This window comes from Streptomyces capillispiralis (genome assembly GCF_007829875.1).
Lineage (GTDB): Bacteria > Actinomycetota > Actinomycetes > Streptomycetales > Streptomycetaceae > Streptomyces > Streptomyces capillispiralis.
This window is the reverse complement of record NZ_VIWV01000001.1, coordinates 271,359-294,709: the sequence shown is the minus strand read 5'-3', so window position 1 is coordinate 294,709 and position 23,351 is coordinate 271,359. Positions and strand designations below refer to the sequence as shown.

Annotated in this window: 1 protein-coding gene; it reads left to right on the top strand. The window is 74.9% G+C overall.

All coding sequences use genetic code 11. The annotated features are described in order from the left end of the window. Nucleotides 1-8: 8 nt before the first annotated feature. On the top strand, nt 9-23,327 hold the full coding sequence (locus FHX78_RS00840; RefSeq protein WP_145865529.1) for a type I polyketide synthase: 23,319 nt from the start codon (nt 9-11) through the stop codon (nt 23,325-23,327). Nucleotides 23,328-23,351 lie beyond the last annotated feature (24 nt).

The window sequence follows — 23,351 nt, the reverse complement described above, 5'->3', positions numbered from 1 at the left end:
GAGCGACCATGACCACGCCCAGCGAAAAAGTTGTCGAAGCTCTCCGGGCCTCGCTCAAGGAGACCGAACGGCTGCGACGGCAGAACCGGGAACTCGCGGCAGCCGCCGCGGAACCCATCGCCGTCGTCGCGATGAGCTGCCGCTACCCCGGAGGCATCGCCTCCCCCGAGGACCTGTGGCGGCTCGTCGAGTCCGGCACCGACGCCATCTCCGGCTTCCCCACCGACCGCGGCTGGGACCTCGACGCCCTGCGTGACGCCGGTACGGACGCCCGCGGCCACTCCGTCAGCCAGCAGGGCGGATTCCTCGACGGCGTCGCCGACTTCGACGCCGCCTTCTTCGGGATCTCGCCCCGCGAGGCCGTCTCCATGGACCCGCAGCAGCGCCTGCTGCTCGAAACGTCCTGGGAGACCCTGGAGCGGGCCGGCATCGACCCGCAGAGCCTGCGCGGCAGCACCACCGGCGTCTTCGTCGGCACCAACGGCCAGGACTACGCCTACCTGCTGGTCCGCTCCCTGGCCGACGCCACCGGCGACATCGGCACCGGCATCGCCGCCAGCGCCACCTCCGGCCGCCTGTCCTACACCCTCGGTCTGGAGGGCCCGGCGGTCACCGTCGACACCGCCTGCTCCTCCTCCCTGGTCGCCCTGCACGCCGCCGCCCACGCCCTGCGCGCCGGGGAGTGCGGCCTCGCCCTCGCGGGCGGCGTCAACGTCATGTCCGCGCCCGGCTCCCTGATGGAGTTCAGCCGCCAGGGCGGACTGGCCGGCGACGGCCGGTGCAAGGCCTTCTCCGACGACGCCGACGGCACCGGCTGGTCCGAGGGCGTCGGCATGCTCCTGCTGGAACGCCTCTCCGACGCCCGCCGCAACGGCCACCCCGTGCTCGCCGTGATCCGCGGCTCCGCCGTCAACCAGGACGGCGCCTCCAACGGCTTCACCGCCCCCAACGGCCCCTCCCAGCAGCGCGTCATCCAGCGCGCCCTGCACACCGCCGGCCTCACCACCGCCGACGTCGACGCCGTCGAGGCGCACGGCACCGGCACCCCCCTCGGCGACCCCATCGAGGCCCAGGCCCTGCTCGCCACCTACGGCCAGGGCCGCGACCCCGAACGGCCCCTGCTGCTCGGCTCCATCAAGTCGAACATCGGCCACGCGCAGGCCGCCGCCGGCGTCGCCGGCGTCATCAAGATGGTCATGGCCATGCGCCACGGCGTCCTGCCGCCCACCCTGCACGCCGACCGGCCGTCCCGGCACGTCGACTGGAACGCGGGCGCCGTCCGCCTCCTGGCCGAGCGCACCCCCTGGCCGGAGACCGGCCGCCCCCGCCGGGCCGGCGTGTCCTCCTTCGGCATCAGCGGCACCAACGCCCACGTCCTGCTCGAACAGGCCGAGCCGGCCCCGGAGCCCGAAGAGCCCGCCGCCCCGTCCCTCACCCCGGCGGTCGTGCCGTGGCCGGTCTCCGCCAGGACCGAGGACGCCCTGCGGGACCGGCTCGCGCAGATCACCGCACCCACCGACGCCACCGCCCTCGACACCGGCTACTCCCTCGCCACCGGACGCTCGGTCTTCGAGCACCGGGCCGTGCTGCTCACCGGCGCCGACGGCGTACCCGCCGAGGCGGCCCGCGGCCGGGCCACGGAACGGTCACTCGCCGTCCTGTTCTCCGGCCAGGGCTCCCAGCGGCCCGGCATGGGCCGGGAACTGTACGCCCGCTTCCCGGTGTTCGCCGAAGCCCTCGACGCCGTACTGCACCGGCTCGACCGCGAGCTCGACCGCCCGCTGCGCGACATCGTCTTCGCCGGACGCCGCACCCCCGAGGCGGCCCTCCTCGACACCACCGGCTACACCCAGCCCGCCCTCTTCGCCGTCGAGGTCGCGCTCTACCGGCTCGTCGAGTCGTGGGGCGTGACCCCGGAGTTCGTCGGGGGCCACTCGGTCGGCGAGATCGCCGCCGCCCACGTGGCGGGCGTCCTGTCCCTGGACGACGCCTGCACCCTGGTCGCCGCCCGCGCCCGGCTGATGCAGGACCTCCCGGCCGGCGGCGCCATGACGGCCGTCCAGGCCACCGAGGAGGAGATCACCGCCAAGCTGACCGACGGCGTGTCCGTGGCCGCCGTCAACGGACCGGAAGCCCTGGTCGTCGCCGGTGTCGAGTCCGAAGTCCGGGCCCTCGCCGCCGAGTTCGCCGCCCAGGGACGCAAGACGCAGCGCCTGTCGGTGAGCCACGCCTTCCACTCGCCGCTGATGGAGCCGATGCTCGACGCCTTCCGCGAGGTCGCGGAGGCCCTGACCTACCACGAGCCCGTCGTCCCCGTCGTCTCCAACGTGACCGGCGAGATCGCCGACCCGGACCTGCTGTGCTCCGCCGACTACTGGGTGCGCCACGTACGGCAGACCGTGCGCTTCGCCGACGGCGTGCGCGCCCTGGCCGCCGCCGGCGCCGACGCCTTCCTGGAACTGGGCCCCGACGGCGTCCTCACCGGGATGGCCGCGCGGGTGCTCGACGGCGCCGCCGACACCGTGTCCGCGGCTGCCCTGCGCAAGGACCGCGCCGAGGAACGCTCTCTGCTCACCGCCCTGTCCCGGCTGCACGTCGCGGGCGTACGCGTCGACTGGGCCCGCTGCTTCGACGGGACCGGCGCGCGCCGCACCGACCTGCCCACCTACCCGTGGCAGCACGAGCGGTACTGGCCCGTCCTGATGGCCGCCGCCGGCGACGTGTCGGCCGCCGGCCTGGTCTCCGCCGAACACCCCCTGCTGGGCGCCGCGGTCTCCCTCGCGGGCCTCGACGGGGTCCTGTTCACCGGACGCCTCTCCGCGCAGACCCACCCCTGGCTGATGGACCACACGGTGGGCGGCGTCGTCGCCTTCCCCGCCACCGGCTTCCTGGAACTCGCCGTCCGCGCCGGCGACCAGGTCGGCTGCGACCGCATCGACGAACTCACCCTCGCCAAGCCGCTCATCCTCACCGAGGACGCCGCCGCCGTCGTCCAGGTGTGGGTCGGCGCCCCGGACGAGACCGGCGCCCGCAAGGTCACCGTCTACTCGCAGACCATGGACGACCCGGAGCAGCGCTGGACCGAGCACGCCAACGGCGTCCTCACCACCGGCGAGCGCACCACCCCCTTCGACGCGAGCGTCTGGCCCCCGCGCGGCGCCGTCGCCGCCGACCTCGAGGGCTTCTACGAACGCACCGAGTACGGCCCCGTCTTCCAGGGACTGCGCGCCGTCTGGCGGCGCGGCGACGAGGCGTTCGTCGAGGTGGCCCTGCCGAGCCAGGTCGACGACGCCGAGTACTACGGCATGCACCCGGCGCTGCTGGACGCGGCCGTGCAGTCCGTCGGCTTCGTCGGCCTCGGCGACGGCAAGAAGCTGCTGCCGTTCTCCTGGTCCGGGGTGTCCCTGCACGCGGGCGGCGCCTCCGTGGTCCGCGTCCGCGTCGCCCGGGTCGGCGAGGACTCCGTCTCCATCGCCGCGGTCGACGTCGAGGGCGCGCCCGTGCTCTCCGCCGAGTCGCTGATCCTGCGCGTCCCCTCCGCCATCCAGGCCCCCGCGCTGCGCGGCAGCGAACAGGACGGCCTGCTCCGCCTCCAGTGGACCCCCGCCCCCGACACCGGCGACGGCACGGACGTCCACTGCGCCGTCCTCGGCGCCGGGACGGGACTGCCGGGCACCGCCGTCACCACTCTCGCCGACTGCCCGGCCGTCACCCCGCCGCCCGACCTCGTCCTCGTACCACTGGACGGCACGGACGGCGAACTGCCCGCCGCCGCCCACACCCTCACCGCCCGCGCCCTCGACCTGGTGCGCGAGTGGCTGGAGCTGAACCCGTCCGGACCGTCCCGGCTGGTGTTCGTCACGCGCGGTGCCGTCGCCGCCGGCACCGGCGAACGGGTGCACGACCTCGCCGCTGCCGCCGCCCGGGGCCTGGTCCGCAGCGCCGAGGCAGAGAACCCGGGCCGCTTCGCCCTGCTCGACCTCGACGCGGACAGCCGCGTCGAGACCGTGCTGCCGCTGCTGCCGGAACTCCTGGCCGGGGGCGACACCCAGTTCCTCGTCCGCGACGACACCGTACGCGTCGCCCGGCTGGCCCGGCTGACCAGCGGCGCGAGCCTGCTCCCGGTCGCCGGACTGCCCTGGCGGCTCGACAGCGACGACCGCGGCACCCTCGACGCCCTTACCCTCGCCCCCTCCCCGGAGGCGCTCCAGGCGCCGGAGGGCCGGCAGGTGCGCCTCGACGTGCGGGCGGCCGGGCTGAACTTCCGCGACGTGATGAACGCGCTCGGCATGTACCCGGGTGAGGCCGGACTCCTCGGCTCGGAGGCGGTCGGTGTCGTCACGGAGACCGGCCCCGAGGTCACCGGGCTGCGGGCCGGCGACCGGGTGATGGGCATGGTGCCCGGCGGCCTGGCCGACACCGTGCTCATCGACGAGCGCTACCTCGTCCACGTCCCCGACGGATGGACGGACGAGCAGGCGGCCTCCGTGCCGCTGGTGTTCCTCACCGCCCTGTACGCCTTCCGTGACCTGGCGGGTCTGCGGGCGGGGGAGTCGGTGCTGGTGCACGCCGGTGCGGGCGGTGTGGGGATGGCTGCGGTGCAGCTGGCCCGGCATCTGGGTGCGGAGGTGTTCGCGACCGCGAGTGAGGGCAAGTGGGAGACGCTGCGGGGTCTGGGGCTGGACGACGATCACATCGCGTCCTCGCGTGATCTGGGCTTCGAGGAGAAGTTCCGGGCGGTGTCCGGTGGCCGGGGTGTGGATGTCGTGCTGAACGCGCTCGCGGGCGAGTTCGTGGATGCGTCGCTGCGGCTGACGGCGGACGGCGGCCGGTTCCTGGAGATGGGCAAGACCGACATCCGGGATCCTCGGTCGGTGGAGCGGGTGGCCTACCGTGCCTTCGATCTGGGTGAGGCGGGTCCTGACCGTACGCAGGCCATGCTGCGGGAGTTGGTGGGCCTGTTCGCCGAGGGTGCGCTGCGTCCCCTGCCGGTGACGGTGTGGGACGTGCGGCGGGCGCGTGAGGCGTTCCGGTACATGAGCCGGGCCAGGCACGTGGGCAAGATCGTGCTGACGATGCCGCCGCGCTGGAATCCCGACGGCACCGTCCTCATCACCGGCGGCACGGGAGGCCTGGGCCGGGAACTGGCCCGCCACCTGGTGACCGCGCGGGGCGCACGCCGCCTCCTCCTGGTGTCCCGCCGGGGCATCGAGGCCGAGGGCGCCGCCGAGCTGCGGGACGAACTCGCGGCCGCCGGGGCGGTCGTCGACATCACCGCCTGCGACATGGCCGACCGCGAGGCGGTCGAGGCACTGCTCGCCGGGATCGACACGGCGCATCCGCTGACCGCGGTCGTCCACGCCGCCGGTGTCCTGGACGACGGCGTGGTGACGTCGCTGTCGGCGGAGCGGGTCTCGGAGGTGCTGCGGCCGAAGGTCGACGCCGCCTGGCACCTGCACGAGCTGACCCGGGACCTGGACCTGGCCGCCTTCGTCATGTACTCGTCGGTGTCCGGTGTGATGGGCAGCGCGGGCCAGGGCAACTACGCGGCGGCCAACGTCTTCCTGGACGCGCTCGCCCAGCAGCGGGCCGCCGCCGGCCTGCCCGCCCTCTCCCTGGCCTGGGGCGCCTGGGCGCAGAGCGCCGGCATGACCGGCACCCTCTCCGACGCCGACATGCAGCGCATCGCCGCCTCCGGCGCCGCCCCCCTCCCCGTCGAGCGCGGCCTCGCCCTCTTCGACACCGCCACCGGCTCCGCCGAACCCCTCGTGGTCCCCATCGGCTCCACCGGCGGCGACCTGCGCATCCCGGGCGAGGTGCCGCCGCTGCTGCGCAACCTGGTGCGCGGCACCCGGCGCGCCGCCGCCACCGCCGTCGGCGGCGCGAGCACCGCCGCCGATCTGACGCGCCGCCTGCTGGCCCTTCCCGAGGACGAGCGCGTCCGCCACCTCGTCGAACTGGTCCGGGTCGAGGCCGCCGCCGTGCTCGGCCACTCCTCGCCCAAGGCGATCGAACCCGGCCGTGAGTTCCGCGAACTCGGCTTCGACTCGCTCACCGCCGTCGAACTGCGCAACCGCCTCACCACCGCCACCGGCCTGCGGCTGACCGCCACCCTCGTCTTCGACTACCCGACCCCGCACGGCCTCGCCGAGCACCTGGTCGCCGAACTCCTCGACGAACACGGCGACCCGGGCGCCCCCCTCGTGGCCGCCGACGTCGCCGACGACCCGGTGGTCATCGTCGGCATGGCCTGCCGCATGCCCGGCGGCATCACCACCCCCGACGAACTGTGGCGGATGCTCGCCGACGGCGAGGACCGCATCACCGCGTTCCCGACCGACCGCGGCTGGGACCTGGACGCCCTGTTCGGCGGAGGCCACGACAACCGGGGCGTCAGCGCCACCCGCCGCGGCGGCTTCCTGCACGACGTGGGCGGCTTCGACGCCGGCTTCTTCGGGATCTCCCCGCGCGAGGCCCTCGCCATGGACCCGCAGCAGCGTCTGCTCCTGGAGACGTCCTGGGAGGCGTTCGAACGCGCCGGCATCGACCCGCAGAGCCTGCGCGGCAGCGCCACCGGCATCTTCGTCGGCACCACCGGCCAGGACTACGCGACCCTGGTGATGACCTCCCGCGAGGACGTCGAGGGGCACGCCAGTACCGGCCTCGCCACCAGTGTCATCTCCGGCCGGGTCTCCTACGCCCTCGGCCTGGAGGGCCCGGCGCTCACCGTCGACACCGCCTGCTCCTCCTCCCTGGTCGCCCTGCACCTCGCCGCCCAGTCCCTGCGCAGCGGGGAGAGCTCCCTCGCCCTCGCGGGCGGCGTCACCGTGCTGTCGACCCCGATGAACTTCTCCGGCTTCACCCGGCAGGGCGGCCTGGCCGGCGACGGCCTGTGCAAGGCGTTCGCCGACGCGGCCGACGGCACCGGCTGGTCCGAGGGCGTCGGCATGCTCGTCCTGGAGCGCCTCTCCGACGCCCGCCGTAACGGGCACGAGGTGCTCGCGGTGGTCCGCGGCTCGGCCATCAACCAGGACGGCGCCTCCAACGGCCTCACCGCCCCCAACGGCCCGTCCCAGCAGCGCGTCATCCGGCAGGCCCTGGCGAGCGCCGGACTCACGCCCGCCGACGTGGACGCCGTCGAGGCGCACGGCACGGGCACGACCCTGGGCGACCCGATCGAGGCACAGGCCCTGCTGGCCACCTACGGCCAGGGCCGCGACCCGGAGCGCCCGCTGCTGCTCGGCTCCATCAAGTCGAACATCGGCCACACCCAGGCCGCCGCCGGCGTCGCGGGCGTCATCAAGATGGTGCTCGCCATGCGCCACGGCGCCCTGCCCAGGACCCTCCACGTCGACCGGCCCTCCACCCATGTGGACTGGGAGGCCGGCGCGGTACGGCTGCTCACCGAGCCCACCGAGTGGCCGGACACGGACCGGCCGTGGCGCGCGGGCGTCTCGTCCTTCGGCCTCAGCGGCACCAACGCCCACGTCATCCTCGAACAGCCCGAACCGGCCGCGCAGGACCCGGAGCCGGCCACCGCGCCGTCCGTCTCGCCGGTCCTGGTGCCGTGGCCGGTCTCGGCACGGTCCGAGGACGCCCTGCCGGGCCAGATCGACCGGGTGACCTCCTTCGACGCGGGGTCCGTCCTGGACGTGGGCTACTCGCTGGCCTCCGGGCGGTCACTGTTCGAGCACCGGACGGTGCTCCTCGCGGGCACCGGCCTGGAGGGCGGTGCTCCCGTGCAGGTGGCGCATGGTCGTGCGGTGGAGCGGTCGCTCGCCGTGCTGTTCTCGGGTCAGGGTTCGCAGCGGGCCGGGATGGGGCGTGAGCTGTACGCCCGGTTCCCGGTGTTCGCCGAGGCGCTGGACGCCGTACTGGCCCGGTTGGACGTGGAGCTGGCACGTCCGCTGCGGGAGGTGCTGTTCGCGGAGGAGGGCACGCCCGAGGCGGGACTCCTGGACACGACCGGTTACACGCAGCCCGCGCTGTTCGCCGTCGAGGTGGCGTTGTTCCGGCTGGTCGAAAGCTGGGGTGTGCGGCCGGAGTTCGTGGCGGGTCACTCCGTCGGTGAGATCACCGCCGCGCACGTCGCGGGTGTCCTCTCCCTGGAGGACGCGTGCGTGCTGGTCGCGGCGCGTGCCCGGCTGATGCAGGAACTCCCGGCCGGTGGCGCGATGGTGGCCGTGCAGGCGACCGAGGAGGAGATCGCTCCGAGGCTGACGGACGGCACCGCCCTCGCGGCGATCAACGGACCGGGCGCGGTCGTCGTCGCGGGTGTGGAGCGGGAAGTCCTCGCGCTCGCCGACGAGTTCGCGGAGAGGGGTCGCAAGACGCAGCGCCTGTCCGTGAGTCACGCTTTCCACTCGCCGCTGATGGAGCCCATGCTGGACGCCTTCCGCGCCGTCGCGGAGGGGCTGACGTATGCCGAGCCGGTCATCCCGGTCGTGTCCAACGTGACCGGTGAGGTCGCGGACCCGGGGCTGCTGTGTTCGGCGGAGTACTGGGTGCGCCACGTCCGGGGCACGGTGCGGTTCGCCGACGGTGTGCGGGCGCTGTCCGGTGCCGGTGTCAACGCGTGCCTGGAACTGGGCCCCGACGGTGTCCTGACCGGAATGGCGGCCCGGGTGCTGGACGGCGGCGAGGACGTCGTGTCGGTGCCGGTGCTGCGCAAGGACCGCCCCGAGGAGACCGCCCTGCTCACCGCGCTGGCCCGGCTCCACGTCACCGGCGTGGACGTCGACTGGGCGCCGTGCTTCGAGGGGACCGGTGCGCGCCGGGTGGCGCTGCCGACGTACGCCTTCCACCACGAGCGGTACTGGCCCCGCCCGGCGGCCCACACCGGCGATGTCACGGGCGCCGGGCTCCGCCCCGCCGAGCACCCGCTGCTGGGCGCCGCCACGGCGCTCGCCGCCTCCGAGGGCGTGCTGTTCACCGGGCGCCTGTCGCTCACCACACACCCCTGGCTGGCGGACCACACCGTCGGCGGCGGCATGGTCCTCTTCCCGGCCACCGGCTTCCTGGAACTGGCCGTGCGCGCCGGTGACGAGGTCGGCTGCGCGTGCGTCGAGGAGTTCACCCTCGCCACGCCGCTGCTGCTGCCCGAGGACGGGGCCGTCGTCGTCCAGGTGTGGGTCGGGGCGCCCGACGAGTCCGGCGCCCGCAAGGTGAGCCTGTACTCGCGGGCCGCCGACGCGCCGGAGGCGACCTGGACGGAGCACGCGGCCGGCGTGCTCGGCACGGACGCGCGGACCACCGGCTTCGACGCGAGCGTCTGGCCCCCGCGGAACGCGGTCGCCGCCGACCTGGAAGGCTTCTACGACCGCACCGAGTACGGTCCCGTCTTCCGCACCATCCGCGCCGTGTGGAAGCGCGGTGAGGAGGCGTTCGTCGAGGCCGCGCTCCCGGCGGAGGCGGACGACGCCGGTTACTACGGCATGCACCCGGCGCTGCTGGACGCGGCCGTGCAGTCCGTCGGCTTCGCCGGCCTGGACGACGAGCACAAGCTGCTGCCGTTCTCCTGGTCCGGGGTGTCGCTGCACGCGGGCGGCGCCTCCGTGGTCCGCTTCCGGGTCGCCCGCACGGGTGAGGACTCGGTGTCGATCGCCGCCGTGGACGTCGAGGGCGCGCCCGTCCTGTCGGCCGAGTCGCTGGTGCTGCGCGTCCCCGCCGGTATGCGGGCGCCCGCCGCCCACCGCACCGAGCTGGACTCGCTGCTCCGCCTGGAGTGGACCGCCGCCCCCGAGACCGCCGCCGACCCCTCGGTCCGCCACGCCGTGCTGCCCGCGCTCGGCACCGACGCCGCCGCGGCCGCCCTGGACGGTCTCACCGGCGCCGAGACCCTGGTGTGCGTCCCCGTGTCCGGCGACTGTCACGGCGACGACGTACCGGGGGCCACGCACACGCTTCTCGCGCACGCCCTCGACCTGGTGCAGGAGTGGCTGCGACAGGACCGCTTCGAGACGGCCCGGCTGGTGTTCGTCACCCGGGGCGCGATGTGCTCAGGGCACGGCGACCGGGTCGAGGACCTGGCGGCCGCGGCCGTCTGGGGTCTGCTGCGCGCCGCGCACTCCGAGAACCCCACCCGCTTCGCCCTGCTCGACCTCGACGCGGACAGCCGCGTCGAGACCGTGCTGCCGCTGCTGCCGGAACTCCTGGCGGGCGGCGACGCCCAGTTCGTCGTACGGGACGGGGACGTACTCGTCGGCCGCCTCGACCGGGCGGTCACCGGTGCCGGACTGCTGCCCCCGGCCCATGGCCCCTGGCGGCTGGACAGCACCGCCAAGGGCAACCTGGACGCCCTCACCCTCACCGCCTGCCCCGAGGTGCTGCGGGCGCCGGAGGGCCGGCAGGTGCGCCTCGCGGTGCGGGCGGCCGGGCTGAACTTCCGCGACGTGCTCAACGCGCTCGGCATGTACCCCGGCGAGGCCGGACTCCTCGGCGCCGAGGCCGTCGGTGTCGTCACGGAGACCGGCCCCGAGGTCACCGGGCTGCGGACCGGCGACCGGGTGTTCGGCATGGTGCCCGGCGGCCTGGGCACCGACGTCCTGATCGACGAACGGTTCCTGGTCCCGGTCCCCGACGGATGGACGGACGAGCAGGCGGCGTCGATGCCGCTGGTCTTCCTGACCGCCTACTACGGCCTGACCGAGCTGGCGGGTCTGCGGGCGGGGGAGTCGGTGCTGGTGCACGCCGGTGCGGGCGGTGTGGGCATGGCCGCGGTGCAGTTGGCGCGGCATCTGGGTGCGGAGGTGTTCGCGACCGCGAGTGAGGGCAAGTGGGAGACGCTGCGGGGTCTGGGGCTGGACGACGATCACATCGCGTCCTCGCGTGATATGGGCTTCGAGGAGAAGTTCCGGGCGGTGTCCGGTGGCCGGGGCGTGGATGTCGTACTGAACGCGCTCGCGGGCGAGTTCGTGGACGCGTCGCTGCGGCTGACGGCGGACGGCGGCCGGTTCCTGGAGATGGGCAAGACCGATATCCGGGATCCTCGGTCGGTGGAGCGGGTGGCCTACCGTGCCTTCGATCTGGGTGAGGCGGGTCCTGACCGTACGCAGGCCATGCTGCGGGAGTTGGTGGGCCTGTTCGCCGAGGGTGCGCTGCGTCCCCTGCCGGTGACGGTGTGGGACGTGCGGCGGGCGCGTGAGGCGTTCCGGTACATGAGCCGGGCCAGGCACGTGGGCAAGATCGTGCTGACGATGCCGCCGCGCTGGAATCCCGACGGCACCGTCCTCATCACCGGCGGCACCGGCGCGCTCGGCGGACACCTCGCCCGCCGCCTCGCCGCCTCGGGCATGCGGCACCTGCTGCTGGCCGGCCGGCGCGGTCCGGAGGCGCCCGGCGCCGCCGAACTCGCCGCAGAACTGCGCGAGCTGGGCGCCGAGGTGACCGTCGCCGCCTGCGACACCGCCGACCGCGACGCCACCGCCGCCCTCCTCGCCGGCGTCCCCGCCGCACACCCGCTCACCGCGGTCGTGCACACGGCGGGCGTCCTCGACGACGGCGTGGTCACCTCCCTGTCGGTGGAGCGGGTTTCGGAGGTGCTGCGGCCGAAGGTCGACGCCGCCTGGCACCTGCACGAGCTGACCCGGGACCTGGACCTGGCCGCCTTCGTCATGTACTCGTCGGTGTCCGGTGTGATGGGCAGCGCCGGTCAGGGCAACTACGCGGCGGCCAACGTCTTCCTGGACGCACTCGCCCAGCAGCGGGCCGCCGCCGGCCTGCCCGCCCTCTCCCTGGCCTGGGGCGCCTGGGTCCAGGACGGCGGCATGACCGGCACCCTCTCCGACGCCAGTGCCCGCAGGATGGCCGCCTCGGCCGCGCCGCCCCTCACCGTCGAGCAGGGCCTCGCGCTCTGGGACGCCGCCGTGGTCTCCGACGAGCCGCACCTCGTGCCCATCGGCGCCTCCGGCACCACCCGGATGCTCGGCGAGGTGCCGCCGCTGCTGCGCAACCTGGTGCGCGGCACCCGGCGCGCCGCCGCCACCGCCGTCGGCGGTGCCCGGGTCGCCGCGGACCTCACCCGCCGACTCCTGGAGACGCGGGAGGAGGAGCGCGTCCGCGTCCTGCTCGACCTGGTCCGCGGCGAGGCCGCCGCCGTACTCGGCCACTCCTCGGCCAAGGCCGTCGAGGCCGACCGCGACTTCCACGACCTCGGCTTCGACTCGCTCACCGCGGTCGAACTGCGCAACCGCCTCACCGCCGTCACCGGCCTGCGGCTCCCAGCGACCCTCGTCTTCGACTACCCGACGCCCACCGTGCTCGCCGAGCACCTGCTCGCCGAACTCCTCGACGAACACGGCGACCCGGGCGCCCCCCTCGTGGCCGCCGACGTCGCCGACGACCCGGTGGTCATCGTCGGCATGGCCTGCCGGATGCCCGGCGGCGTCAGCTCGCCCGAGGAACTGTGGCGGCTCGTCGTCGAGGGCCGCGAGGGCATCTCCGCCTTCCCGACGGACCGCGGCTGGGACCTGGACACCCTCATGCGCGGCGGACACGGCGGCCACGGCCGCAGCGCCACCTCCGAGGGCGGGTTCCTGTACGACGTCGCCGACTTCGACGCCGGCTTCTTCGGGATCTCCCCGCGCGAGGCCCTCGCCATGGACCCGCAGCAGCGTCTGCTCCTGGAGACGTCCTGGGAGGCGTTCGAACGCGCCGGCATCGACCCGGCGACCGTGCGCGGCAGCCAGACCGGTGTGTTCGTCGGCACCAGCGGCCAGGACTACACCACCCTCGTCATGAACTCCAGCGAGGACGCCGAGGGTCACGCCCCGACCGGCCTCGCCACCAGCGTCATCTCCGGGCGTCTGTCCTACACCTTCGGCCTGGAGGGCCCGGCGGTCACGATCGACACCGCCTGCTCCTCCTCCCTGGTGGCCCTGCACTGGGCGGCCCACGCGCTGCGCTCCGGCGAGTGCAGCCTCGCCCTCGCGGGCGGCGTCACCGTGATGTCGACCGCCATGGGCTACGCCGGCTTCACCCGGCAGGGCGGCCTCGCCCCGGACGGCCGCTGCAAGGCGTTCGCGGACGCCGCCGACGGCACCGGCTGGTCGGAGGGCGTCGGCATGCTCGTCGTCGAACGCCTCTCCGACGCCCGCCGCAACGGCCACCCGGTGCTCGCCGTGCTGCGCGGCTCCGCCGTCAACCAGGACGGCGCCTCCAACGGCCTGACCGCCCCCAACGGCCCGTCCCAGCAGCGCGTCATCCGCCAGGCCCTGGCGAGCGCGGGGCTCACGCCCGCCGACGTGGACGCCGTCGAGGCGCACGGCACCGGCACGACCCTGGGCGACCCGATCGAGGCACAGGCCCTGCTGGCCACCTACGGCCAGGACCGGCCCGCCGACCGGCCACTGCTGCTCGGCTCCATCAAGTCGAACATCGGCCACGCGCAGGCCGCCGCCGGAGTTGCCGGCGTCATCAAGACCGTCATGGCCCTCCGCCACGGCCTGCTGCCCAAGTCCCTGCACATCGACGCCCCGTCGACCCACGTGGACTGGACCGAGGGCGAGGTGCGCCTGCTCACCGAGACCGTCGACTGGCCGGAGACCGGGCGTCCGCGCCGGGCCGGTGTGTCGTCCTTCGGTATCAGCGGCACCAACGCGCACACCATCATCGAGCAGGCCCCGGAGACCGAGCCGGTCACACCGGCCGTGGAGCCCGGGCGCGTTCCCGGGACCGTGCCGTGGCCGGTGTCGGCCAAGTCCGAGGAGGCCCTGGCGGGCCAACTGGAGCGGATCACCTCCCTCGACCCCGACACCGCGTCCGCGCTGGACGTCGGCTTCTCGCTGGCGTCGGGACGGTCGGTGTTCGAGCACCGGGCGGTGCTCCTCGCCGACGCGGAGGGCGGTGCCCCCGTCGAGGTGGCGCGCGGCCGTGCGGTGGAGCGGTCGCTCGCCGTGCTGTTCTCGGGTCAGGGGTCGCAGCGGGCCGGGATGGGGCGTGAACTGTACGCCGCCTTCCCGGTGTTCGCCGAGGCCCTGGACGCCGTACTGGACCGGCTCGATGCCGAGTTGGACCGTCCGCTGCGGGAGGTGCTGTTCGCGGAAGCAGGCACGCCCGAGGCGGAACTCCTGGACACGACCAGGTTCACGCAACCCGCGTTGTTCGCGGTCGAGGTGGCGTTGTTCCGGCTGGTCGAGTCGTGGGGTGTGCGGCCGGAGTTCGTGGCCGGTCACTCCGTCGGTGAGATCACGGCCGCGCACGTCGCCGGGGTGCTGTCGCTGGAGGACGCCTGCACGCTGGTCGCGGCGCGTGCCCGGCTGATGCAGGACCTCCCGGCCGGCGGCGCCATGATGGCGATCGAGGCCACCGAGGCGGAGATCACCCCGCACCTCACGGACGGGACCGCCCTGGCCGCGGTCAACGGTCCCGAGTCCGTCGTCGTGTCCGGCGCCGAGGCCGAAGTCGTCGCACTGGGCGACGCGTTCGCCGCCAAGGGCCGCAGGACGCAGCGCCTGTCCGTCAGCCACGCCTTCCACTCGCCGCTGATGGACCCGATGCTCGACGCCTTCCGCGCCGTCGCGGAGGGACTGACGTACGCCGAACCGCGCATCCCCGTCGTGTCCAACGTGACCGGCGAGATCGCCGACGCCGCCCTGCTGTGTTCGGCGGAGTACTGGGTGCGTCATGTCCGTGGCACGGTGCGGTTCGCCGACGGTGTGCGCGCGCTGTCCGGTGCCGGGGCGAACACTTTCCTGGAGCTGGGCCCGGACGGTGTCCTGACCGGGATGGCCGCGCGGGTGCTGGACGGCGGCGAGGACGTCGTGTCGGTGCCGGTGCTGCGCAAGGACCGGCCCGAGGAGACCGCGCTGCTCACCGCGCTGGCCCGGCTCCACGTCAACGGCGTACGCGTCGACTGGCGGCCGTGCTTCGACGGCACCGGCGCCCGCCGCACCGAACTGCCGACCTACGCCTTCCAGCGGTCCCGGCACTGGCCCGACGCCCAGCGCTCCACGGCGGGCGGAACCGGGGCCGACCTCCTGGACACGGCGTTCTGGACCGCCGTGGAGGGCGAGGACCTGACCACGCTCGCCGCCGATCTCGCGGTCGACACCGACGCGCTGGGCGCGGTCCTGCCCGCCCTGTCCACCTGGCGGCGCAGGCAGCGCGACCAGGCGATGGTCGACGGCACCAGGCACCACGAGGTGTGGAAGCCGCTGTCGCTGCCCTCCACCGCGCCCGCCCCCACCGGCACCTGGCTGGCCGTCGTCCCCGAGGCGCTCGCCGACGACGCGTGGGTGGCCGCCGTCCTGGCGGGCGTGGGCACCGACGTCGTGCAACTCACCGTCGGCACCGACGACCACGACGACCGCGACGCGCTCGCCCGGCGGCTGCGCGGCCTGCTGTCCGAGGGCGCCGCGCTCACCGGAGTGCTGTCCCTGCTCGCCCTCACGGACACCGCCGAGACCCCCGCCGTCCCGACGGCGGTGCTGCTCCAGGCCCTGCTGGACGCCGAGATCAGCGCGCCCCTGTGGTGTGTGACGCGCGGCGCCGTCGCCGTGGCCGGCACGGAGCGGCTCACCGCCCCCGGCCAGGCGGCGGTGTGGGGCCTCGGCCGGGTCGCGGCACTGGAACTCCCCGTGCGGTGGGGCGGGCTGATCGACCTGCCCGCCGCCCTGGACGACCGCGCCGCCCGGCGGTTCGCCGCCGTCCTCGCCGGACACGACGGCGAGGACCAGGTGGCCGTGCGCGACTCGGCCGTCTTCGGCCGCCGGCTGGTGCCCGCGCCGGAGGCCGCACCCGACGCCGGATGGGAGCCCAGCGGCACCGTCCTGGTCACCGGGGGCACCGGAGGCCGGGGCGCCCACGTGGCGCGCTGGCTCGCCGCCGCCGGCGCCGCCCGCCTGGTGCTGGTCAGCCGGCGCGGCCCTGACGCGCCCGGCGCCGCCGAACTCGCCGACCAGCTGCGGGAGCTGGGCGCGGAGGTGACGGTCGCCGCCTGCGACGCCGCTGACCGCGACGCCCTCGCCGCCGTCCTCGCCGACATCCCCGAGGACACCCCGCTGACCGGAGTGGTGCACGCCGCCGGCGTCGTCGACGACGGAGTGCTCGACGACCTCACGCCGGAGCGGTTCGCCGCGCTGCACCGCGCCCGCACCGCGCCCGCCCTCCACCTGGACGAACTGACCCGGGACCTGGACCTGACGGCGTTCGTGCTCTGCTCCTCGGTGGCCGGCACGGTCGGCACCGCGGGACGCGCGGGCCTCGCCGCCGCCACCGCCGTCCTGGACGCGCTCGCCCGTCGCCGCCGGGGCGAGGGCCTGCCCGCGACCTCCATCGCCTGGGGCGCCTGGACCGACGCGGAGCCGGGCACGGCCCCCACGGTCACCGGCGCGACGGACGCCGACACCGGCGCCGCCTCCGCGCGCCCGGCCCGCACCACCGGTCACCCGGCCGTGCACCCGGACCTCGCGCTCGCCGCCCTGCGGCAGGCGGTGACCCGGCCGGAGCCGGCGCCCGTGGTCTTCGACCCCCGTCAGCCGCAGGTCCTGGACGGCCTCATCGGCATCCGCGGCAACGCCCTGTTGCGCGACCTGCCGGACGCCCGGCAGGCGCTGGCCGACGCGGCCGCGGCGCGGCAGCAGACCGAGACGGCCGCCTCCGGGCTCGCCGCGCGGCTGCGACAACTGCCCGCCGCCGACCGCACCGCGGTCCTCGACGACCTGGTCCGCACCCACGCCGCCGCCGTCCTCGGCCACCCGGGCCCGGAGGCCGTCGCCCCCGACCGCAACTTCCGCGACCTGGGCTTCGACTCGCTGACCGCTATCGAGCTGCCCAACCGGCTCGCCCTCGCCACCGGTCTGCGCCTGCCCGCCACCACGGTCTACGACTTCCCGACCGCGCGGGCCCTGGCCGAGCACCTGCTCGCCGAACTCCTCGGCGAGCAGGACACCACGGCCGGCCCCGACCGGGTGAACGCCGCCGGGCTGTCCGACGACCCGATCGTCATCGTCGGCATGGCCTGCCGCCTCCCCGGCGGCGTGCGCTCCCCCGAGGACCTGTGGCGGATGCTCAGCGAGGGCCGCGACGGCATCGAGGCCTTCCCCGAGGACCGGGGATGGGACCTCGCCACCCTGGCGACCGGCGGCGCGGACGGCCGCGGCCGCAGCGCCACCCTCCGGGGCGGATTCGTCGACGGCGCCGCCGAGTTCGACGCCGGCTTCTTCGGGATCTCACCCCGCGAGGCCATCGCCATGGACCCGCAGCAGCGCCTGCTCCTGGAAACCACCTGGGAGGCGTTCGAACGGGCCGGCATCGACGCCGACGGACTGCGCGGCAGCCGCACCGGCGTGTTCGTCGGCACCAACGGCCAGGACTACTCCACCCTCGTCATGAACTCCCGCGAGGACCTGGAGGGCCACGCCGGCACCGGACTGGCCGCCAGCGTCGTCTCCGGCCGGCTCGCCTACACCTTCGGCCTGGAGGGCCCGGCCGTCACCGTCGACACCGCCTGCTCCTCCTCCCTGGTCGCCCTGCACTGGGCGCTCCAGGCGCTGCGGGCCGGCGAGTGCGACCTCGCCGTCGCGGGCGGCGTCACCCTCATGAGCACCCCGTCCGGCTTCTCCGGCTTCACCCTGCAGAACGGCCTCGCCACCGACGGCCACTGCAAGGCGTACGCGGACGCCGCCGACGGCACCGGCTGGTCCGAGGGCGTCGGCCTGATCGTCGTGGAGCGGCTCTCCGACGCCCGCCGCAACGGGCACGAGGTGCTCGCGGTGGTCCGCGGCTCGGCCATCAACCAGGACGGCGCCTCCAACGGCCTGACCGCCCCCAACGGCCCCTCGCAGCAGCGCGTCATCCGCCAGGCCCTGGCGAGCGCCGGACTCACCCCCGCCGACATCGACGCCGTCGAGGGCCACGGCACCGGCACCCCGCTGGGCGACCCCATCGAGGCACAGGCCCTGCTGGCCACCTACGGCCAGGGCCGCGACCCGGAGCGCCCGCTGCTGCTCGGCTCCCTCAAGTCGAACATCGGCCACACCCAGGCCGCCGCCGGCGTCGCCGGCATCATCAAGACCGTCATGGCGATGCGGCACGCCGTCCTGCCGAAGACCCTCCACGTCGACAAGCCCTCCACGCACGTCGACTGGGAGGCCGGCGCGGTGCGCCTGCTCACCGAGCCGTCCCCCTGGCCGGAGACCGGCAGGCCGTGGCGCGCGGGCATCTCGTCGTTCGGCATCAGCGGCACCAACGCCCACACCATCATCGAGCAGGCACCCGAGCCCGAGGCGGGGCCCGAACCGGCCGGCTCCGCGACGACCGGCACGGCGGCCCCCGCCCCGGCCCCCTCGGTCGTCCCGTGGCCCGTCTCCGCGAAGTCCGAGGAGGCCCTGGACGCCCAGGTGGCCCGCATCGCCGCCCTGACCGGCAGGTCCCCGTTGGACGTGGGCCACTCCCTGGCCACCGGCCGCGCCCTGCTCGATCACCGCGCGGTCCTCCTCACCGGACCCGGCGGGGAACCCCTCGAGGTGGCGCGGGGCCGCGCCGCGTACCGCACCACCGCCGTCCTGTTCTCCGGCCAGGGCTCCCAGCGGGCCGGCATGGGGCGCGAACTGTACTCCGCCTTCCCGGTGTTCGCCGAGGCCCTGGACGCCGTACTGGCCCGCCTGGACACCGTCGGCGAAGTCCCCCTGCGCACCGCCCTGTTCGCCGAAGAGGGCACGCCCGAGGCGGCCCTCCTCGACACCACCGGCTACACCCAGCCCGCGCTGTTCGCCGTCGAGGTCGCCCTGTACCGGCTCGTCGAGTCCTGGGGCGTGCGGCCCGACTACGTGGCCGGTCACTCCGTCGGTGAGATCACGGCCGCGCACGTGGCCGGTGTCCTGTCGCTGGAGGACGCCTGCACGCTGGTCGCCGCCCGCGCCCGGCTGATGCAGGAACTCCCGTCCGGCGGCGCCATGATCGCCGTACAGGCCACCGAGGAGGAGATCACCCCCAGGCTCACCGACGGCGTGGCGCTGGCCGCCGTCAACGGACCCGACTCCGTCGTCGTCGCCGGCACCGAGGAGGACGTCCTCACCCTCGCCGCCCTGTTCACGGCGGACGGCCGCAAGACGCAGCGCCTGACGGTGAGTCACGCCTTCCACTCGCCGCTGATGGAGCCGATGCTGGACGCCTTCCGCGCCGTCGCGGAGGGACTGACGTACGCCGAACCGCGCATCCCCGTCGTCTCCAACGTGACCGGCGAGATCGCGGACCCGGGGCTGCTGTGCTCGGCCGACTACTGGGTGCGCCACGTCCGCGGCACCGTCCGCTACGCCGACGGCGTGCGCGCCCTGGCCGACGCCGGAGTGAGCGCGTTCCTGGAGGCCGGACCCGGCGGTGTCCTCACCGCGCTGACCCAGCGCTGCCTGGACACCGGCCTCGACGCCGTCGCCGTGCCCGCGCTGCGCGCGGACCGCGACGAGGAGACCGCGCTGCTCACCGCGCTCGCCCGGCTCCACACGGCCGGTGTCCGCGTCGACTGGGCGGCCTGGTTCGAGGGCACCGGGGCGCGCCGCACCGAACTGCCGACCTACCCCTTCCAGCGGGAGCGGTTCTGGCCCCGCCCGGCCGCCCTCACCGGCGACGTCAGCTCCGCCGGCCTGGTCTCCGCCGACCACCCGCTGCTCGGCGCCGCCGTGCCGCTGGCCGACTCCGAGGGCGCGCTGTTCACCAGCCAGATCTCCATGCGGGTCCACCCCTGGCTGCTCGACCACAAGGTCGGCGGCACGGTCGTCCTGCCCGGCACCGGCTACCTGGAGATGGCCGTCCGCGCCGCCGACCAGGTCGGCTGCGGCCGGGTCCAGGAACTCGTCCTGTCCACCCCGATGGTGCTGAACGAGAAGGTGCCCACCGCCCTCCAGGTCGTCCTCGGCGCCCCGGACGAGGAGGGGACCCGCACCATCGCGTTCTACTCCCGCCCGTCCGACGCCACCGACGCCCCCTGGACCCGGCACGCCACCGGATCCCTCGCCGCCGCGGAGCACACCGCCCCGTTCGACGTCCCCGTCTGGCCGCCGGCGGACGCCCAGCCGATGCCGATCGACGGCACCTACGAGCGCACCGAGTACGGCCCCTGCTTCCAGGGGATGCGCAAGGTGTGGATCCGCGGACAGGAGGCCTTCGTCGAGGTCGCCCTGCCCGAGGAGATCGCCGGGGACGCCCAGTACTTCGGCATCCACCCGGCCCTGCTCGACGCCGTCCAGCACGCCAACGGCTACCTCGGCGTCGGCAGCGAGGACAACCCGCTGCTGCCGTACATCTGGAACGGCGTCTCGCTGCACGCCGGCGGCGCCACCACCCTGCGGGCCCGCATCACCAGGCTCGGCGACGAGTCGGTCACGCTCACGGCGGTCGACGCCGAGGGCGCGCCCGTGCTGTCCGCCGAGGCCCTGGTGCTGCGCGCCCCGAGCGTGCCGCGCGCCCCGGTGGCCACCGGCGGCCAGGAACCGGTGTTCCGCCTCGACTGGGTCACCGCCCCCGAGGTCAAGCCCACCGAGGGGCTGCGGGCCGTCACCCTGGGCGCCGACGTCTTCGGCACCGGCACCGCACTGTCGTCCCTCGCCGACCTCACCGACCCGGCCGACGCCCCCGACTACGTCCTCGTCCCGCTCCACGGGGAGTACACGGCCCCGGACGGCACGGACGCGGGCGGCGGCGACCCGGCCGCACCCGGCACGGACGTCCCCGGCGCCGTCCACGCCCTCACCGCCCGCACCCTGGAACTCGTACGCCAGTGGCTGGACCACGACCGGTTCGACCGCACCCGCCTGGTCTTCGTCACCCGTGACGCGGTGTCCGCCGCCGACGGCGAGACCGTACGGGACCTCGCCGCGGGTGCCGCCTGGGGTCTGGTGCGCTCGGCCCAGTCCGAGAACCCGGACCGGTTCGTCCTCGTCGACCTCGACGGACAGGACGACGTCCAGGCACTGCTGCCGGACCTGCCGGCCCTGCTCGCCACCGGCGACGCCCAGTTCGCCGTGCGCGGGGGCACCGTCCGCGTCGGCCGGCTGGACCGCCTCGCCACCGGCGCCGGACTGCTCCCGCCCGTCGACGTGCCGTGGCGGCTCGACACCACCGGCAAGGGCACCCTGGACAACCTCGTCCTCGCCCCGTGCCCGGAGGTGCTGCGACCGCTCGACGACCACGAGGTGAGGATCGACGTCGACGCGACCGGTCTGAACTTCCGCGACGTCCTCAACGCGCTCGGCATGTACCCCGGCGAGTCCGGCCCGATGGGCACCGAGGCCGCCGGTACGGTCACGGCCGTGGGTTCCGCCGTCACCCAACTGCGGCCCGGCGACCGGGTGTTCGGAACCGTGCCCGGCGGGTTCGGGCCGGTCGTCGTCGCCGACGAGCACTACCTCGCCCGCGTCCCCGACGCCTGGACCCAGCAGGAGGCGGCCTCCGTGCCGCTGGTGTTCCTCACCGCCCTGTACGCCTTCCGTGACCTGGCGGGTCTGCGGGCGGGGGAGTCGGTGCTGGTGCACGCCGGTGCGGGCGGTGTCGGTATGGCGGCGGTGCAGTTGGCCCGGCATCTGGGCGCGGAGGTGTTCGCGACCGCGAGTGAGGGCAAGTGGGACACGCTGCGCGGGCTCGGTCTGGACGACGACCACATCGCGTCCTCGCGTGATCTGGGCTTCGAGGAGAAGTTCCGGGCGGTGTCCGGTGGCCGGGGTGTGGATGTCGTACTGAACGCGCTCGCGGGCGAGTTCGTGGACGCGTCGCTGCGGCTGACGGCGGACGGCGGCCGGTTCCTGGAGATGGGCAAGACCGACATCCGCGACCAGCGTTCGATCGACCGCGTGACCTACCGGGCCTTCGACCTCGGCGAGGCCGGACCCGCCCGCAACCGCGAACTCCTCGAAGAACTCCTCGACCTGTTCGCCGAGGGCGCCCTGCGGCCCCTGCCGCTCAAGGTGTGGGACGTGCGGCGGGCACGCGAGGCGTTCCGGTTCATGAGCCGGGCCAGGCACGTCGGCAAGATCGTGCTGACGATGCCGCCGCGCTGGAATCCCGACGGCACCGTCCTCATCACCGGCGGCACCGGCGCGCTCGGCGGACACCTCGCCCGCCGCCTCGCCGCCTCGGGCATGCGGCACCTGCTGCTGGCCGGCCGGCGGGGCCCGGACGCGCCCGGCGCCGCCGAACTCGCCGCCGAACTGCGCGAGCTGGGCGCCGAGGTGACCGTCGCCGCCTGCGACACCGCCGACCGCGACGCCACCGCCGCCCTCCTCGCCGGCGTCCCCGCCGCACACCCGCTCACCGCGGTCGTGCACACGGCGGGCGTCCTCGACGACGGCGTCGTCGCCTCGCTCACCCCGGAACGGCTCGCCGCCGTCCTGCGGCCCAAGGTCGACGCCGCCTGGCACCTGCACGAACTCACCCGCCACCTGGACCTGGCCGCGTTCCTGCCGTTCTCGTCCATCGCCGGCGTCATGGGCAGCCCCGGCCAGGGCAACTACGCCGCGGCCAACTCCTTCCTCGACGCCCTGACCGCGCACCGCCGCTCCCAGGGCCTGGCCGGCACCTCGCTCGCCTGGGGCCCCTGGTCCCACGACGGCGGCATGACCAGCACCCTCTCCGACACCGACATGCGCCGCATGCAGTCCGGCGGCCTCCCGCCGCTCTCCGTCGACCAGGGCTTCGGCCTCTTCGACATCGCACGCGGCTCCGACGAGTCGTTCCTGGTCCTGGTCGGCCTCGCCCCCGGCGCCATGCGCGGCGCCGCCCCCGAGGACCTGCCGCCGCTCTTCCGCGGCATGGTCAGGAGCAGCCGCCGCACCGCGGCCGCCACCGACGCGGCCGGAGCGGCCGCCGCCCTCGGCGCCAAGCTCGGCGAACTGCGCGCCGACGAACGCGTCCGTTACGTCACCGACCTGGTCCGCGAGCAGGCCGCCCGGGTGCTCGGCCACGCCACGCCGAAGGCCGTCGACGTGACCCAGGAGTTCCGGGAACTCGGCTTCGACTCGCTGACCGCTCTGGAACTGCGCAACCACCTCTCCACGGCGACCGGGCTGCGCCTGCCGGCCACCCTGGTCTTCGACTACCCGACCCCCACGGCACTCGCCGAACACTTCGTCTCCGAGCTGGCCCCCGGCGACGAGGGCCCCCAGGGCCCCTCGCTGCTCGCCGAACTCGACCGCCTGGAGGCGCTCTTCACGGCGGGCGAGCACGACGAGATCACCCGCGCGGGACTCGCCCTCCGGCTCGGCCAGATGCTGGACAAGGTGCGCGGCAGCGCGCCGGAGTCGACCGGCACTCCCGTGGACGACGCCTTCGAATCGGCCAGCGCCGACGAGGTGTTCGCCTTCATCGACAACGAGCTCGGCCGCATGGGCGACCACTGAGACGAGCCGATTCACCACAGGAAG